Consider the following 16,488-nt stretch of genomic DNA (forward strand, 5'->3'; position numbering starts at 1 on the left):
TTCCATTCTTCAAGAGTTATTTAGCTAGACAGGAGGACAAGGTGTAAGCATTCAGCTATCAGCTATCAGCTATCAGCTATCAGCTATCAGCTATCAGCTAAAGGCTAAAGGCTAAAGGCCTGTGGTCACGCTACGGGAACAGTTTATGCCCATAGCGCACGCTGTCTTGATGCAGTCGCTCATGGGGGAAACCCCCTTTGGCGGCGCTGCATCGCTACTTTAAAAATAAGCTGACGGCTGAACGCGCACGCGTGAGCTTTTAGCTCACGGCTGACGGCTGTTGGCGTAGCCTGCGCGTAGCGCATATGCTTACGACAAGGTAATGGGGAGATAGGTAGATAGTGCTACCTATGAATGTCACTTGGTACCAGCAAACACTATTGCCCTAACTTAACCATTCCTTCATTTTATCCGGATATTTGATAAGTTTTGCGTAAAATTTTCCAGTTCTAGTGTCAAAAACTAGTTTGTTAACACAAACTAACTACAGAGCTGATGGTTAGTGGCAACTACCGAAGGTATGATAGGGGAGCGATTAGCCATAGCTTCAGTTACTCTTGAACATAACTTAAACCAATAAATCAAAAGGCACATATAGAGATGGGCAATAAATCAGAGCTTTTCCCACAGGGGAATGGTAAATATATCCACTCACAGCCCGTCATCTACCACACTAGAAACTCAAAATACTATCAGGATGGGCGTAAGCTAGAGGAGATTTGGACGATCATACGGCGTCGCTTTTTAGTGGCTGCTGGTGTAGCAATTACGATAACAGCTAGTATTTTTTTATGGACCTCTAATCAGAAACCTCTGTACGAAGGCAAGTTCCGACTCAGTCTGGAGCCTCTGACAGCACAGGATGATGATGAAAATCAATCGACACCAGCTTTTGAAACCTTGGCTTATAAAACCCAAATGCTGGTACTGCGTAGTGATAAACTCATCACTCCCGTGATTGAGGAAATAAACAAGCGCTATGGCAAAACTAGCTACAAGTCTTTAGTCAAGAATAATCACCTGAGGATCAAACATATTGAAGGAACTAGTGTCTTAGAAGTTCGTTACCGGGATAGTGATCCTCAAAAAGTTCACTTTGTTTTAAAGCAGCTTGCCGATAATTATATCAATTACTCCCGCCAACAAGAAGCAAGTTACCATCACAAAGACCTTGAGCTAGCAAATAGAGAGTTGCCTCAAGTACGCCAAGAGGTAGACAGACTGGAGGAAGAACTGCTGAAGTTGGAGCTAGGGTACAAGTTAATCGACTATGATCATCAAAAACAGCAGCTTTCAACTCAGATTAGCCAGATTAAGCAACAGCAATTAGATACTGACATCCAGCTTCAGGAAGCTCAGTCCTTCTACCAGATCATTTCTCAAAAGCTAGGATTGTCATCAAATCAGGTCAAGGACTCTCGCGCCTCGGAGTTAGCTCTGGCTCAAGTGACTTTGGCTGAAAACCCTTACTACCAAAAGATGCTCAACCACCTAGAAGAGGTTGAGGCTGAGATTGCTATCGAGTCAAGCCGCTATACTCCAAACAGTCCCACCATCAAGACCCTACAGCAGCAAAAGTATAATTTCTTATCCCTGTTACGCTCTGAAGCTGAACAGGTACTGGGGATCAAACTTACAGATACAGATGTTCCTAAGGTATCACCCAATTCAATTCACCAGCAGCTCACTCAACAACTGGTAGATCAAAGCATCCAAATATCAGTTTTGCAAGCACGACAAGAAGCTCTTGCTGAGGAAGAAGAAAGTCTTGAGCAAGACATGAAACAGATGTTGGTGATAGATCCAAAGTACACCAGTTTACGGCAGAAACTTACAGAGACAACCCAACGATTAGACACTCTGTTGGCGCTTAAGGAAAGGGTCCAGCCTTATTCTTGGAAACTTATTCTCAAACCCAAACAGCCTCAATATCCCATTCCACAACATCAGGAACTTCAAATTATTTTGGGAGCGATCGCAGGTATATTACTGGGTGCAGGAACAGGGTGGTTGATGGAGCGCTTAGACCATGTGTTCCACTCTCCCGACGAACTTCAACATAGCACCCAATTGCCTCTTCTTGGTGTTATTCCTTACCATCGAGCACTTAAGCCAACCAAGTCATCAACAAACCGCAAAGGTATACCTTTTGTTCCAAGCTTCCCTAAGGATCAGAAAAATAACTCAACCTCGCCAAAACTGCAGCAAGCTTCTCCCTTTTTAGAGGCCTTCCGGTTCCTCCATCGCAATATCGGCTTACTGGGCTGCGATAAGCCAATCCAATCTATTGTGATTAGCTCAGCTAGACCAGAAGACGGCAAATCTACCGTTGCTGTCCACCTAGCTATAGTGGCTGCTGCTATGGGTCGGCGGGTGCTACTGGTGGATACAAATCTGCGCCGTCCCCGGGTACATAAAATTTTTGGTTTGAACAATCAACTTGGTTTGAGTAACGTCCTTAGTAAGCGGATCAAAGCTAACCGAGCTATCCAGCAAGTGCCCATGTGGGATCATCTTCATGTGCTAACTGCTGGTTCCCCAGCACAGGATCCGATTCGGTTACTATGTGCGCCAAAGATGAGAACTTTGATGGAGCATTTTAATGCTGTTTTTGATTTAGTTATTTATGATACACCTCCCGTGATCGGACTTGCTGATAGCCGCCTCCTAGCAGCTAACACGGATGGTATGGTCTTGGTAGGTAGATTAAATAAGACTGACCGCTCAGTTCTAATCCAAGCCTTGGATGAACTCAAAACCTCTAGGACTAATCTTTTAGGTATTGTTGCTAATGATGTTGAGAACTACGCAACTAGCTCCTATTATCACCATCAGGACTACTATACAACCGATTCAGCAACCATGAAGGTGAAAAAGCTTCTAGATCAGAACATGAGATGATATGAAGTCCGGTTAATAACTTCTAATATGGTTGATTGCTTTTTTTTAATGGTTAATGGTTAATTGAGGATTAACCATTAACCATTATAGTTAGTGATCAGTAGCTGGGGATGAAAATACGTATGTTAACAGGACTAGCATCACCTTTGACAGCATCAAGGTTAGTGTTAACACGACTAGAGAAACCTGGACAGTTAAGCGTAACCGTTTACCCTGACGATACAAACGTTTATCCGGTACAGGGTGAGCAGTTTTATAAAAGAGTGTTAATGGTTTATTAGGCTGATAAGGATTCCAAAATACATGGGCACCTAAATTCTGCTCGGCATAGGGTTTCATAGTTCAAAATTAGAGGTAGTGTGTGGAGAGCGAACCAGCGTTTACGCCCTGTGGTGTAAACGTTAGTAGTAAAACACCAGACAGAAACTATCTCAGTCTTGATAGTGATGCTCAACCCTGTCCAAATTGATTTGGAGGGGCAAGTCGTTTTTAAGCAGGGCTTACGTATTTGTTTTACAAAAGCTATTTCAGGGGGTATGCGCGACCACCAGATGAATGGGGTGGGTGGTAGGTTAAAACCAGCTTTTTATTCCTTTTTTCTGGTATAGTAGGGTATAGTAAATCGGTGTAATTTGTAGTTAATGACTCAAATAGCGGTGAAAAACCCGCAAGGTCAGCAAAAAACAGAGAACTAACGAGCGAGGGTTAGCCACCTAATTTATTGGGTGGGCGTGGAGCGTACCGGGATTTATCCCGGTTCTCGTTTTATTTGCCTTTTTGATTTTCGATATACCTTTTCACTGTCTCTGTATTGGCATTCCCAGTTGTTGAACAGAAATAGCTAGGAGACCAAAGGGTTGGAAGTTTTAGTAATTCGGGGAATTCTTTTCTAAGATAATGAGAAGCTCGCCCCTTCACTCTCTTAATTATTACTGACGGAGCAAAAGTAGGGTCTACTTCCAAGAACATGTGGACGTGATCTGGCATTATCTCTAAGGCGAACAGTCGCCAGTTGTTTTCCGTACATAAATCAAAAATAATATCTTGTAACCTCATTTTTATCTTCCCAACGAGCACAGATTTTCTTCTCTTAGGGCACCAAACAAAATGGTAATTCAGTAATGTCACGGAATGTGGATTTGTCCTGAAAGTATTTTTGGAATTTGGGGTCATGTGGTGTTGACGGTAAGTGTATATTCAATATATAATATATACAAGGAGGACACAATGAGATGTACGGATGTCAACAGCATTTAATAACTACGACACCAGCAAACCAAGCAGTTATAGAATTCATCTGCTCAGAAGCCAATAAGCTCACCAATTGCGGGCTATACTACTGTCGTCAGATGCTATTTAAAAACGGCAAATACCTTAATAATGCTGAACTGGACAAAATTATGAAAACAAATGTCCACTTTAAGGCTATGAGGTCTGCATGTGCTCAACAGTCTTTGCACGGAATTATTGAATCTTTTAAGTCTTACAAAGCCCTCAAGAAAAAGTACGACAAAGGACAGTTAGTAGATAGACCCAGAGTTCCGAAGTACCGCAAGAAGGGTGGCCTGGCCGTCGTTAGTTATCCTGCCCGGTGGGTAAAGCTAGTGAAAGGCCAGCTCAAGTTTACTCTAGGAAAGCAGATCAAAGCCTGGTTTGGCATTGACCATTTTTTACTACCAATGCCATCTAATATTGACTTCAAATCAATCAAAGAATATCGGTTTGTCCCTAGAAATGGTTACTTTTATCTAGAGTTTGTCTACGAGAGACCAACTCCTGAAGCGGTCGAGCCAACAAATAATGTCCTAGGTATTGATCCAGGTCTTAATAACTGGTTGACTTGTGTCTCAAATGTAGGAAAGTCGTTCATCATAGATGGCAGAAAGGTTAAGTCTCAAAACCAGTGGTACAACAAACGTGTAGCTGCGATAAAGAAAGGGAAAGTCCAAGACTACTGGGATGAGCGACTAGCCTCTCTGACTGAAAAGCGTAACAGACAGATGCGTGACAATGTCAACAAAGCTGCTAAGTTTGTCGTTAACTGGTGCCTCAAACATCAAGTCAGTACAGTCGTCTTTGGTTGGAACAAGCGGAACAAAGACAGTATTAACATTGGAAAAAGGAATAACCAGCAGTTCGTGCAAATTCCTACTGCTAAATTGAAAAGTCGAATTGAACAGTTGTGCCTTGAACACGGCATCAAATTTGTTCAGACAGAGGAAAGTTATACCAGTAAAGCCAGCTTTTTAGATCAAGACTTTCTGCCTGTGATCGGTGAGAAACCCGATGGGTGGAAGCCTAGTGGAAAAAGGGTAAAGCGTGGACTTTATCGGTCTGGTAATGGTGAATTGATAAATGCGGACGCCAATGGGGCTTGTAATATTATTCGCAAAGTAGCGACACAGTTAGACATAGATCTAACCAAGGTCGGTAGGGCGGTTTTGAACCTGCCACAACGATACAAGCTAGATTCACTTTCTAGTAAGTATTGTAAGCGTCGTGGAGCGCGGTTTCAACCCGCGTAACGACATCTGCTTAGAATCCCCGTCTTTTTAAAGCGGGGAGAGTTCAATACAAGATACAAACTAAAAGATACAAGTAAGCGCAATGTATGTGGCCTTAAGGTCAGCATAGTTGAGCTTGTAGGGGCTTGTTGACTGCTCCCACTGGGAAAATAGTCCAGTGACAGCTACTTTCAGTTGAGTAGCTTGGTTTTAAACCGCTTTGGAACAACCGCTGAGAATCCCCCCTACTTTAGTGCTGGGATAAGTCAAAAGTAGTTTTAATCCTTTTATCCCCTATAGCTAGCAGGGCTGTTTGATTCGTTTAGACTCTGGATCAGTAAGGGGACAGGCAGAGGAGAGGGTAGAGGGGGAGGAAGATGATATGGTTTGGTTATTTTGTCTTTCTTCCAAGTCAACCTTGTCTTCCTTGTCTTCCTTTTTCTGTATTAGATACACCAGCATTGCTTTAGCCCTGAGATAGGTAGGGTGCTGATGGCTTAATTTGGTAATTCCTGCTACAATGGAACAATGGACTTTAACAACAATTTAGGGCATCTAACTAAAATCTTGAACCCAGTTGTTTGAGAACAGTTGAGGGGTTTAACCCCCTAATTTATTGAGTTTTGTTTTTTTGGGTTAGATTGATTCGGTGAAGAATGGGATGCGATCGCTTTTTAAAGTGATCATGAAAACCAATAGTTAGTGTCATACCCAGTAGCGTTCAGGGCTGGGATCACTTCAATTGCTAGCGTTTGCCAAATTATCCATTACCCATTAAATAGGTAGGCATGATTCAACCAACTAATGGAACTGAATAATGTCAAGTTTTGTAAAATATCTAGAAATTCAATCTATGCCCTTGAGCCAAGATGTTTACATAGATTTGTTTATATATAGTTACATAGCTGCATTGATTTGGGCTTACCTATTTACCTGTTACCAGTTATCGCAATACATTCGGTATCCAAAACCACAACCTTCTCTGTCTCGAAAACAGAACAGGAATCGATTACGTTAACAATTGCCGGAACAATGGCTTGTTTGAGTCGAGCTTGAGCTTCTGCTGCTACTGGTTGATACTGCATAATCCAGCGATTTTTAGTTATATATTGTGGATTAAATGCTGTTTTATCTAACAACCAAAAATCAATGTTGTACTGCCTAATAAAGTGTTTGGATTCAGCTAAGTTTGGACTGTACTGGGCTTGAATTAAATCAATCGCTCTGTTGCGAAATTGGTTATAATAGTTAGTATGATAGGGAATACCGTATTCTCTACTGACTAAGACTGACCGTCCAGAAAACGTTGGCAAGAAATCGGCTTCCTTTGATAGTGAGGCAATCAAGATATCCTTTGGTTGTTTAGCAAAGAATTCATAGAGGCCATGTTTCCTCCCAACCTCATAGTTAGTTTTGGGGAAATTATGGAAACCAAGAGGAGACAAGATTAGAGCTATTCCTACCAGTGTAACAATTGCTCGTCCCAACACTGGTTTCCCTTGAATTCGAGGAAAGGCTAGCCTCTGGCAAGCTTGAATAATAGCATCGAGTAATAGAGTTATAGCGATCGCAGCAGCTAAGACTAGCACAATTCGCAGACTATGCTTACTGTAACGGCTGGGTAGATGCAGTCGGAAAAGGACAGCATGAGCCATAACGAACATGCCAAGGGATACTAGAGCCAGTTGAGTCAGGAGTACCGTTTCCCCTTTGACTTTCTTCACTAACGGTAGCCATGAGGGAAATCTTAGCAGGATAGGCAATAGTAAACCAGCACAGACAGCTATAGGTAAACGCTTTCTTCGGGGAAATATACCACTGCGAGCATCTTCCAACCAGAAATGCCATGGGTTGTGATCGAAAAAAGCAACTCGCCCTCCTGGTTGGAATTCTGGCATGGTTTTGGCTTGCTGTGCGCTGATAATTGGACCATAGTCAGAAGTGGTCAAAGCATAGGGCAACAGGACAATGAATGCCATACCTAACCCAGCTGCACAAAACCAATAGTCATTCTTCTGGGAGGATAGTCTGATTTTACCCTCTCGCCAACGCAACAGTTTCAGCACCAGGACGCCACAACAGAGGAAAACACACTGAGGATAAAATAAACCCTGGAGGGTGATCACTACGAGACAGGGGATCAATGAGCGCCGTGATAGGTAGTATAAAAATGCTAGCAGCAGGGGATAAATGAAAGCCCTAGGGGTTGCTGATACTAAATCATCGAGCATCCATAGGGTTTGATTTAGAAGCAAAGACGCGATAAATCCTGCAGCTGGGATGGGCAGCATTTGTAGACAAAGCCCGAAACAGTAACTAGTGGTAATCAACCCTAGCACCATCGGTAGTAGTTTATTCAATAAGAGGGGATGAATCCCGACAAATCCGATCAGCCGATAGAGGGTAGTATAGCCAGCGGGTGCTACAGATTGGAAGTAATTGGCAATCAGATCATCGGGAAATAAGCTGGGATCAAAAAACCGTTGCATCCAAAATACATGCTGTCTGGCATCATCTTGTACAATGTATTGATTACTAAAGGCTTCTTCAAGGGCGATCAGGCTGTAAACCATAGCAAATGCTAGGCTCAAGCTAAACCAAAATATTACTTGGTTTTTAGGGGGATTCGAGGCTGGGGGATTCATAATTTTTTGTGTTTGGGTAGATACACTTAAAATGGAATAATGGGGTGACGGTTATCGGTAATTTTCTAGATTAAGTATTATTAGCAGTGAAATATTATCCTTAACAGTAATCATGAAACGGTCAATAAAAAGCGATCAAGTACAATATCCAAATTAAACGAAGACGAATAAATTACCTTTGTACTTTCCTGTATACTTTCCCGTGTACTTTTTTGTGTGATGGAAACCAAACGATTACAGCTAGGGAAATTATCTCAACCTCCCTTGCGACTATTATGCATTACCCTACTGCTCTTAGGTATAGTCTTTCGCTTAGCCAATCTCGACAGCAAAGTCTACTGGGGGGATGAAACTTTCAGCTCCTCTAGAATTGCTGGCTATTCAGCGGAAGAAATTATCGGGGATATCTACACTGGTGAAGTCATTAGCGCTACAGAATTACAAAAATACCAGACCCCTAATTCTGACCGTAGCCTCGCCAATACCTTACGAATTATAGGGGAAGAAGCGCCACAACACCCGCCAGTTTACTATATATTAGCCCGATTCTGGGAACAATGGCTTGGTAGTTCCCTAGCACTCAAGCGCACTTTACCTGCTCTAATTAGCTTGCTGGGATTACCCTGCCTGTACTGGTTGTGCTTAGAACTATTTGGAGCATCATTGACCCCATGGCTTGCCCTATCCCTATTCGCTGTTTCACCGATCCATATTTTGTATGCCCAGGAAGTTCGGGAATATAGTCTGTGGACTGTGAGTATCTTGCTATCGAGTGCTTCCCTGTTACGAGCGATGCGAGTCAACAGTAGGGTGAGTTGGTGCATTTATGCCCTTTCTGTAGCGCTATCCTTCTACTCTCATTTATTTTCAGCACCCATTATCCTAGCTCACGGCATTTATGTCCTGATCATCGCAGGTTGGCAAAGGCGTCAACGGGTAATTGCTTACATCTGTGCGGTCACAGCAGCACTGTTGATATTTTCACCTTGGTTAGCTGTTTTCTTGGAAAACGAACCTAGAGCTAGCAAGGAATGGGGATGGGTCATTAAAGAATTACCACCCCTGGATCTGGGTCGATATTGGCTGAAGAATCTACTCTACGGCTTTTTTGATGTACCCCTAGGCAAGGAGTATCCGTTTGACCTAACCTTTAGCTACACCCAGCCGAGAACTTACCTAGTCCTACCAATTGTGGGGCTAGTGATTTATGGACTATATTTTCTCTGTCGCTATACTCCAAAACAGGTTTGGCTATTTGTTTTGCTCCTGATGGGATTTACTAGTCTACCCCTAGTGCTACCAGATGTGATTTCAGGAGGCATGCGCTCAACGATTGCTCGATATCAACTCCCAACTTACATCGGGATTCAACTGACTATTTCCTATTTACTCTCCACCAAACTAACTAAGTTTTCGATTGGTATTTGGCAAAAACGTTTATGGCGATTGACTACAGTTATATTGCTCTCTTGTGGTGTGATATCTGGTGTGCTGATTGTCCAAGCTGAAACTTGGTGGACGAAGTACAGTGATTACTATAATGCAGACGTTGCGAATATTATTAATCAGTCTCCTGCTCCCCTTGTACTCAGCGATAGTACTCACAATCGAATTCTATCCCTGAGCCATAAGCTTGACCCGAAGGTTCAATTACAACTCATCAAAAAAATCAAAAATGTTTCAGAAATACCTGAAGAAAAATTACCAAAACTATCCGGTGAATTTAGGGATGTTTTTGTGTTGGAAAATATTCCATCACCATCCTTGCTACGCCCTAGTATGGAAAAACATCATAACTATAAATTTAACCTGATATACGAAGGAAATATTGGCTTTAAAAAACGAAAAGTTCTGTTGTGGAAAAAAAATGATTAGATTGATTAGTCATTAGTCATGAGTGATTGGTCAGTGATTGGTCATTGGTGAAGTGGGTTTGACCTTTTGACTTTTGGTTTCACTGCACTAACTTCCAGAGATGCTTGCGTTTATGAGCTGGTTTAACGTCATAGGGTGACTCCTCTTCAAATTTTTGTCGCAGTTTTGGAGAAGGTCTATATAAGAAGACATCACTGAAACTGGAAAAAACTTTAGGAGAATCCTTAGTTTTGATTAACTGTAAGGTCACGTTTGGCTCAAGTAAATAACTGAGAGACACTAATCGCATGATATCACTACTAATCACCAAGGGACGATTGGCTTCATTAATAATATGAGCTTCCTCAGGAGTGTAATAGTTACTGTATTTATGCCACCACGTTTCTGCTTCAGAACTAATGGCACAAGAGAGCACACCTCCTGAAATAACTGTAATAGCAACTAATCGCCATAGTTGTTGTTGTTTTATTGTCTTACCATTAAGGGGGTTAATTTTTTTAGCAAGGAGGTAAGCAACAGCAAGTTGTATACCCAAGTAACAAGGAATGAAATAGCGAGCCATGCTGGAACGCTGTCCTCCTAAAATTAAATCCTGACCAATGGGAAACATTCCGACAACTGCGATCATGCTCAAGATAAATAACCAAACCCGTTGCTGAGTATTACGACACAGAAAATAAATAGAATAGCCGACGATAAGTAAAATCAGGATATCGAAATAAATCAGTAAATGGTCGTAGCTAAACTTTAGGTCTCGACCTGACCGCACATCAAATAAGGGATTGCTATAGCCAATCTGGATATCGAAAAACACAGAACTAAGATTGATAAGCCAGCGGGTGATAAGTTTCCCGAGTGGAGTCTCTTTATCCGCCCAATCCCCCAATTCAATACCGTTTTCAATTACCAATCTTAACCAAGGAATAAAGGCGATAATCCCGAAAAGCGAAGCTAATCCATACCTAATGACTTGTTTACTCAAACGAAATTTTTCTATACAAAAAACATAGATACCATGTCCAATAAAAACTAATCCAGAAAGCAAATAGCTGTAGAGATTTAGAGAAACTGTTATGGCATAGATTACCCAACTCATCAGTGTGCTAAGACGCATCGCCCTCAGCAACGCTATGCTGGAAAGCAAAGTGGTCAATGTCCACAAGCTATATTGTCGAGCTTCCTGGGCATACAACACATGGAATGGAGAGACACAGAGCAATGCGATCGCAATCCATCCCGTTAGGGGAGACTCGAACAACTCCAAACAAAGCCAATAAATGCACGGCAAAGTCAAGAGACTAATCAAGGCTGGTAAACTTCTCATCACCGTTACGGAATAACCGAACAATTTTGCCCAAAAGTGAGCCATGACAAAATATAACGGTGAATGTTGTGGTTCATATAACGCTAATCCTTGGATCGTGTCACCTACATCTTTGTTATTATTAGGACGCTGATACTGCTGTAAATCTTTAACATTAATTTGACGACCATCAATTTCTTGGATAATTTCTGCTTTGGTATAGCCAGAAATTCGCAAGGATGTATAGGCTTCATCAATCCAATAGACTTTTTTGTCAATATTGACTAATCGAAAAACTATCCCCAGGAGTAAGATAATAAGAATTAAATACTTAGACCATTGACCAGATGTAGGTCGATTTAATTTTAGATGATTTCCCATGACTTATTGGGGTGGGGGTTATTAATTGGTGGCCTTTGAGCAGAGGTTAAGGATTGGATAAGCGTTGGGAAAATTAAGTTAGCCGTTTCAGGCAACACCAAATGGTAAAGCTTACCCCTCAGCAGCAGTATGGCAAGACCAACTCCTTTGCCAGCACTTTCAAAATCTTAGCCAAATCATTTTCATTTAAGGCTTAAACTGAGAATTTAGGCAACGGAGCAGTGAAGGCAATGCCAAAGGCTGGATATCACGACTGGTAGTTCTGCCTTAGTTAGAAAGATAATCAGCCAACGACACCGGATTAGCCATCGTATTTATCAATCATTTACATATATTTACATAAATTCGTTCTGTTCAATGAATTCTACCAACTTAGCTGTATTATGGAAGAGAAAATCCATAAAGGTAACCCTGGGGAAGCATGGGAGGATTTATCGGATGAATGACATAGATCAACGAAAGCTTTTATCACTGTTATGTCATGGCTCAATATTTTTTAGCTCTCTGGTGGTCTCTATTGCCATCCCGATAGTCATTTTTTTGGTCACCGAAGACTCAGTGGTAAAAGAAAATGCCAAAGAAGCTCTGAATTTTCACATTTGCCTTTATATATATGGGGTGATTTGTCTGATACTGACTGTGGTGATTATTGGGATTCCGCTGCTAATTATATTAGGGCTTGTCAGTCTAATTATGTCCATAATTGCCTTAGTCAAGGTGCTGGAAAATCCTAATCAGCCCTATCGCTACCCGTATATTTTTCGGGTGCTTTGACATGCCATGGCATAATTGATACAACGTTTGGGAGATGACAGTATTGATAAGTTAGGGTAATTTATCATCGAAGATTTTACTGACTATCTTGAATCATGAAGCGATCGCTTGTCCGTATTTCCCTATTCATATCATTACTAGGGTTTACTCCATCTCCTGGTATAGCAGCTCGCCCTAGAACTCCAGACCAAACCGAAACCTGTGAAATCCTAGTGATTGGAGGAGGATTAGCTGGTGCGGCGGCTGCCTATGAAGGCTTATTGGCAGGGCAAACAGTGTGCTTAACTGAGATTACCGACTGGGTAGGGGGACAAATTTCTGCCCAAGGAACCTCTGCTCTGGATGAACGACCCACTCAGCGATCGCGTTTATTCTATCCTAAGGGCTATCTAGAATTACGCGATCGCATTAAACGCTACTACCGTCAACTCAATCCTGGGGACTGCTGGGTTAGTGAATCCTGTTTTCTACCCCGTGATGCTCACCAAATCCTGTTTAATATTTTAGGAAAGGCGGCCAAACGCGGAAAAGGGAGATTAAAATGGTTTCCCTCTACTGTAGTTAAAGAACTAGAGATTAGCGCCGATGGCAAAACCATTGACAGTGTGATTGCTATTCAACACAAAAGTACTGCTGATGCTCCTGCCCTGAACACCTTTCCCCTATCTCAAACCATTGAAGATTGGTATAGCTACGAGAATTCCTCCCGCTTTGAGAAAAGGATTGTGCGCATTGTTCCCCAACAGAGCCAAGAAAATAGTTCTAATTGGTACATTATCGACGCAACAGAAACTGGTGAAATTATTGCCCTAGCTGACGTTCCCTACCAGTTGGGGATTGACTCCCGCTCCTACCTAAACCCCTCCGCATCTAGTGCTACTGACGACCTCTATTGCACCCAAGGCTTTACCTACACCTTTGCCATGGAGCAAACCAAGGAGGCTCAAACCCAAGAAATGCCCTCCTTTTACCCGCAATACCAACCCTACTACAGCTATGAATTACAGCGCCTAGCCGACTTTGAAGGAGTATTCACCTATCGGCGAATTTGGAGTTCTAAGCGGGGTAAACGGATCCGATGGGGGGTTACTGCTCCCACTCCGGGAGACATTTCTATGCAAAACTGGACATGGGGTAATGATTATCGTCCTGGCACTTCACAAGATAATCTAGTGTACACCCGTCGCCAATTACGAACCACTGGTCAACTGGCTCCCGGTGGCTGGATGGGAGGCTTGCGCACGGAAAGTCTACGGAAAGGAGAAGAAAACGCTCTCGGTTATTACTATTGGCTAGTGGCAGGAACTACCGATTCCCAGCTTGGGGATGGGGTAAAAGAGCCTCATCCCAATCACCGCTATCTAACTGGGTTAGATTCTCCGATGGGGACAATGCATGGGTTGTCTAAATATCCCTATATACGGGAAGGGAGGCGGATTATTGGACGCCCTTCCTTTGGCTATCCTCAAGGCTTTACGATATCAGAAGTGGATATTTCCCGCCGTGATTACCAGGATGACTATTATCGGCAGACCCTCTCACCAGATGAATATCGCCGCTTGTGGGCAGTACTGGCTGGATTAGAAGCCCCCTCTGTGATTCAAGGTAAAATCCAGCCAGATCAAGTCAGTCAACGCAGTCGCTCTACTATCTATCCTGATTCTGTGGGTATTGGTCACTATGCCATCGACTTTCATCCTTGTATGACCCTAAGTCCAGCAGAAACCCCAGGAAACACTGAGCGTCAAGGAGAACGGCGGGGAGCAGGTCAAGCTTATCCGTTCCAAATTCCCCTGCGAGCAATCATTCCTCAGAAAATTGACAACCTCTTAGTAGCAGGTAAAAGTATTGCTACCAGTCACATTGCCGCTGCTGCTTATCGGGTGCATTCCTTTGAATGGTCATCCGGTGCTGCTGCTGGTACAACCGCTGCTTTTTCCTTAGAAACTGGGATAGCACCTTACCAGCTTATACAAGAACCCCTCCTGCAACAAACCGAACTCCAAGCTCTACGCCAGCAGTTAGAAAAAAACGGTAATCCCACCGCTTTCCCAGACACGTCCATCTTTAATCAGAATTGGGACGATTGGCGGTGAACTGAGACAGTTAACTAATAGTAACTATCGATAGTAATTATCTTTAGTATGCTACGTCTTACCATACATTTATAATGGCTCTTCCCTAGATATTATGCTAAATAACCACCCAAATCTATTATCGCCTTACTGGTAATTTGATTTTATCAACAGATTTTTAACTGTCAAAGTAATGGCCAGTAAATCTTTCAGGATAAGTGAACTAAAAATTAGCATCAACTTTTGACGAAGAGCCTTTAGTATCTGTTTCTAAATAGTCATAAGTCATGGTTGTGCCATAACTTATGACTATTTATAAGAATTAGCGATAATAATACTAAAGATAGTTAGTTAGTAATTGATAATTGGTAATTAGATTACTATTCCCTATTCCCTATTCCCTATTCCTAGTAGGTATTCGTAGCCAACATTATTAAATTACCTTCAGGTTTAGATATTGATTCTAATCATAATTTTTAACTCTTATAGCATGCTGATTCAGCTGAGCTGTGGTAGTCATAAAATCAGGAAATTAGTTGGTAATTAAAGTTCGCTGACAATTGACGGGGATGCAGCAAATGCTAACCGTGGTATTAGAAAGATTCGATTCAGAAGCCCGATGGTAGTTTTGATAGCGGGTTGATTAACCAGACTTAATATTATTTCCCCACCAACTTAACCATTCCAATCCCACCAAAATACAGACCAAGTACAGCACCCCCCAGTAAACTTTGAGTGAGAGGATCTGTCGAAGGAGTCAGCACTGCTCCCAAGATAGCTGCTCCTAGGACAACCGTGCGCCAACCAGAAAGCATTTGCTTGGAAGAAACAATTCCCAAAAACCCCAGTAACATTTGAATAACTGGGATTTGAAATGCCAAGCCTGTACTAAACATCAACAATAAGACAAATTCAAAATACTTATCAATTGACCACAACTGCTCTACTACATCTGCTCCGTAACTGATAAAGAAATTCAGAGCGGCAGGAATTAGAGCAATGTAGGCAAATACCAAGCCTAGGAAAAACAGAACTGTTGATCCTAAAACCACAGGTCCGATGAAGCGTCGCTCCCGACGAGTCAACCCTGGTAAAACAAATAGAAGGATTTGGTAAAGAATAAAAGGACTAGCAACCAATAAGCCACTATAGCCAGCCACTTTCAAGGACACAAAAAAGTATTCCCCTGGAGCCAGTTGCAGAAACTTGACCCCCCTAGCTGGAATTTCCAGCAACTGAACAATCGGCTTAACTGCCACAAAGCAGCCAGCCATGGACAAGAATACAGCAATCAGCGAGTAAAAAATCCGCTTTCGCAACTCCTCTAAATGGTCGAACAGAGACATCTCGACATCATTAGGTACCTCGTCGAGATAGGTCTCAGGGTCTTTGAGAGTATCCAAACTTTCCTGGGGAGCAGTATCTAACTCAGAAGGCGTCATGGATTTTGATTGGCTTAGGGAACGTTCTCTATTGTATCTGCTTGTATCTTATGTATCTGCTTGTATCTTCTAAGGATTGTGTGGGGAGATTTCAAACACGACGATAGACGCGATAGTTAATCTTGGGAAAGATATTGTCAATTTCCTCCACCTTCTCCAGCCAGCCAGCATCAATCTTGCCCAGCTTGATATCATCGTAAAGCTTATTAAACCGCATCAAATGCGATCGCGTTCGTCTAACTGCATAAGGAACCATTGTCTCGGTGCGCATAATAAATGCCCAGTCTGACGATTGCGCTAGTAGTAACTCTCGCGCTGCTTGATTTAATGCCTTCCACTCCAACTCATCTGTAGCTTCCAACGTTGACAGCTCAATCATCCGTTCTGTGGCTTTGTGCAGATGAGGGTAAATCCAGGTATTGGTTTCATTTAGCCAGTATTCATGGAAACCCTGATACCCCCAGCTAGATTGAGAAGGCTTACAGACTTGTTGGATCGGATGATTCCGCAAATAATCTGCTAAATGAGTCATTTCATAGGTGTTCTGGTCATACCACGACTTACGGAGCAAGACATCCAGAAACCAAG

Annotated in this window: 11 protein-coding genes; 5 read left to right on the forward strand and 6 right to left on the reverse strand. The window is 42.4% G+C overall.

From position 1 onward, the window contains the following. Window positions 1-600: 600 nt before the first annotated feature. The gene (locus F6J99_RS27330) at window positions 601-2,901 is read left to right on the forward strand and encodes a tyrosine-protein kinase family protein (RefSeq protein WP_293117199.1); all 2,301 of its coding nucleotides are present in this window, start codon (window positions 601-603) and stop codon (window positions 2,899-2,901) included. A gap of 90 nt (window positions 2,902-2,991) precedes the next feature. Here F6J99_RS27330 and F6J99_RS27335 read toward each other — a convergent pair whose 3' ends face one another. Both F6J99_RS27335 and tnpA read right to left on the reverse strand, forming a co-directional pair. Continuing rightward, window positions 2,992-3,240, reverse strand: coding sequence for a hypothetical protein (locus tag F6J99_RS27335; protein ID WP_293117201.1), 249 nt, complete (start codon window positions 3,238-3,240; stop codon window positions 2,992-2,994). A gap of 426 nt (window positions 3,241-3,666) precedes the next feature. Beyond that, window positions 3,667-4,074, reverse strand: a complete 408-nt coding sequence (gene tnpA / locus F6J99_RS27340) for an IS200/IS605 family transposase (RefSeq protein WP_293117203.1) — start codon at window positions 4,072-4,074, stop codon at window positions 3,667-3,669. A 59-nt stretch (window positions 4,075-4,133) separates the two neighbouring features. On the opposite strand from tnpA, the gene F6J99_RS27345 reads away from it, so the two are divergent. Continuing rightward, window positions 4,134-5,426, forward strand: coding sequence for a transposase (locus F6J99_RS27345; RefSeq protein WP_293117206.1), 1,293 nt, complete (start codon window positions 4,134-4,136; stop codon window positions 5,424-5,426). A 908-nt stretch (window positions 5,427-6,334) separates the two neighbouring features. Here F6J99_RS27345 and F6J99_RS27350 read toward each other — a convergent pair. Further along, window positions 6,335-8,050 (reverse strand): hypothetical protein, encoded by a 1,716-nt coding sequence (locus F6J99_RS27350; RefSeq protein WP_293117208.1) that lies wholly within the window; start codon window positions 8,048-8,050, stop codon window positions 6,335-6,337. A 219-nt stretch (window positions 8,051-8,269) separates the two neighbouring features. Here F6J99_RS27350 and F6J99_RS27355 point away from each other — a divergent pair, with 219 nt between their 5' ends. Then, window positions 8,270-9,925 (forward strand): glycosyltransferase family 39 protein, encoded by a 1,656-nt coding sequence (locus F6J99_RS27355; protein WP_293117211.1) that lies wholly within the window; start codon window positions 8,270-8,272, stop codon window positions 9,923-9,925. Between the two features lie 79 nt (window positions 9,926-10,004). Here F6J99_RS27355 and F6J99_RS27360 read toward each other — a convergent pair whose 3' ends face one another. Next, window positions 10,005-11,609 carry a glycosyltransferase family 39 protein gene (locus tag F6J99_RS27360; protein WP_293117213.1) on the reverse strand — a complete coding sequence of 535 codons (1,605 nt, stop codon included), beginning with the start codon at window positions 11,607-11,609 and terminating at the stop codon, window positions 10,005-10,007. 438 nt (window positions 11,610-12,047) lie between these two features. Between F6J99_RS27360 and F6J99_RS27365 the strand changes: the two genes are divergently transcribed. After that, window positions 12,048-12,383, forward strand: a complete 336-nt coding sequence (locus F6J99_RS27365) for a DUF4870 domain-containing protein (RefSeq protein ID WP_293117215.1) — start codon at window positions 12,048-12,050, stop codon at window positions 12,381-12,383. 95 nt (window positions 12,384-12,478) lie between these two features. Further along, window positions 12,479-14,479, forward strand: coding sequence for an FAD-dependent oxidoreductase (locus F6J99_RS27370; RefSeq protein ID WP_293117218.1), 2,001 nt, complete (start codon window positions 12,479-12,481; stop codon window positions 14,477-14,479). Between the two features lie 638 nt (window positions 14,480-15,117). On the opposite strand, the gene tatC is transcribed toward F6J99_RS27370, so the two are convergent. Next, window positions 15,118-15,900, reverse strand: a complete 783-nt coding sequence (gene tatC, locus F6J99_RS27375; protein WP_070395249.1) for a twin-arginine translocase subunit TatC — start codon at window positions 15,898-15,900, stop codon at window positions 15,118-15,120. Between the two features lie 91 nt (window positions 15,901-15,991). Further along, on the reverse strand, window positions 15,992-16,488 hold a 497-nt coding region (locus F6J99_RS27380; RefSeq protein ID WP_293117221.1), incomplete at its 5' end, for a 1,4-alpha-glucan branching protein domain-containing protein.

The organism is Moorena sp. SIO4G3 (assembly GCF_010692305.1).
Classification (GTDB): domain Bacteria; phylum Cyanobacteriota; class Cyanobacteriia; order Cyanobacteriales; family Coleofasciculaceae; genus Moorena; species Moorena producens_A.

Excerpts from the sequence above, each read along its gene's own strand:
- F6J99_RS27350 (WP_293117208.1), bottom strand. The coding sequence starts at position 8,050 with ATGAATCCCCCAGCCTCGAATCCCCCTAAAAACCAAGTAATATTTTGG.
- F6J99_RS27355 (WP_293117211.1), top strand. The coding sequence starts at position 8,270 with ATGGAAACCAAACGATTACAGCTAGGGAAATTATCTCAACCTCCCTTG.
- F6J99_RS27330 (WP_293117199.1), top strand. The coding sequence starts at position 601 with ATGGGCAATAAATCAGAGCTTTTCCCACAGGGGAATGGTAAATATATC.
- F6J99_RS27345 (WP_293117206.1), top strand. The coding sequence starts at position 4,134 with ATGTACGGATGTCAACAGCATTTAATAACTACGACACCAGCAAACCAA.
- F6J99_RS27335 (WP_293117201.1), bottom strand. The coding sequence starts at position 3,240 with ATGAAACCCTATGCCGAGCAGAATTTAGGTGCCCATGTATTTTGGAAT.
- F6J99_RS27370 (WP_293117218.1), top strand. The coding sequence starts at position 12,479 with ATGAAGCGATCGCTTGTCCGTATTTCCCTATTCATATCATTACTAGGG.
- tnpA (WP_293117203.1), bottom strand. The coding sequence starts at position 4,074 with ATGACCCCAAATTCCAAAAATACTTTCAGGACAAATCCACATTCCGTG.
- F6J99_RS27365 (WP_293117215.1), top strand. The coding sequence starts at position 12,048 with ATGAATGACATAGATCAACGAAAGCTTTTATCACTGTTATGTCATGGC.
- F6J99_RS27360 (WP_293117213.1), bottom strand. The coding sequence starts at position 11,609 with ATGGGAAATCATCTAAAATTAAATCGACCTACATCTGGTCAATGGTCT.
- tatC (WP_070395249.1), bottom strand. The coding sequence starts at position 15,900 with ATGACGCCTTCTGAGTTAGATACTGCTCCCCAGGAAAGTTTGGATACT.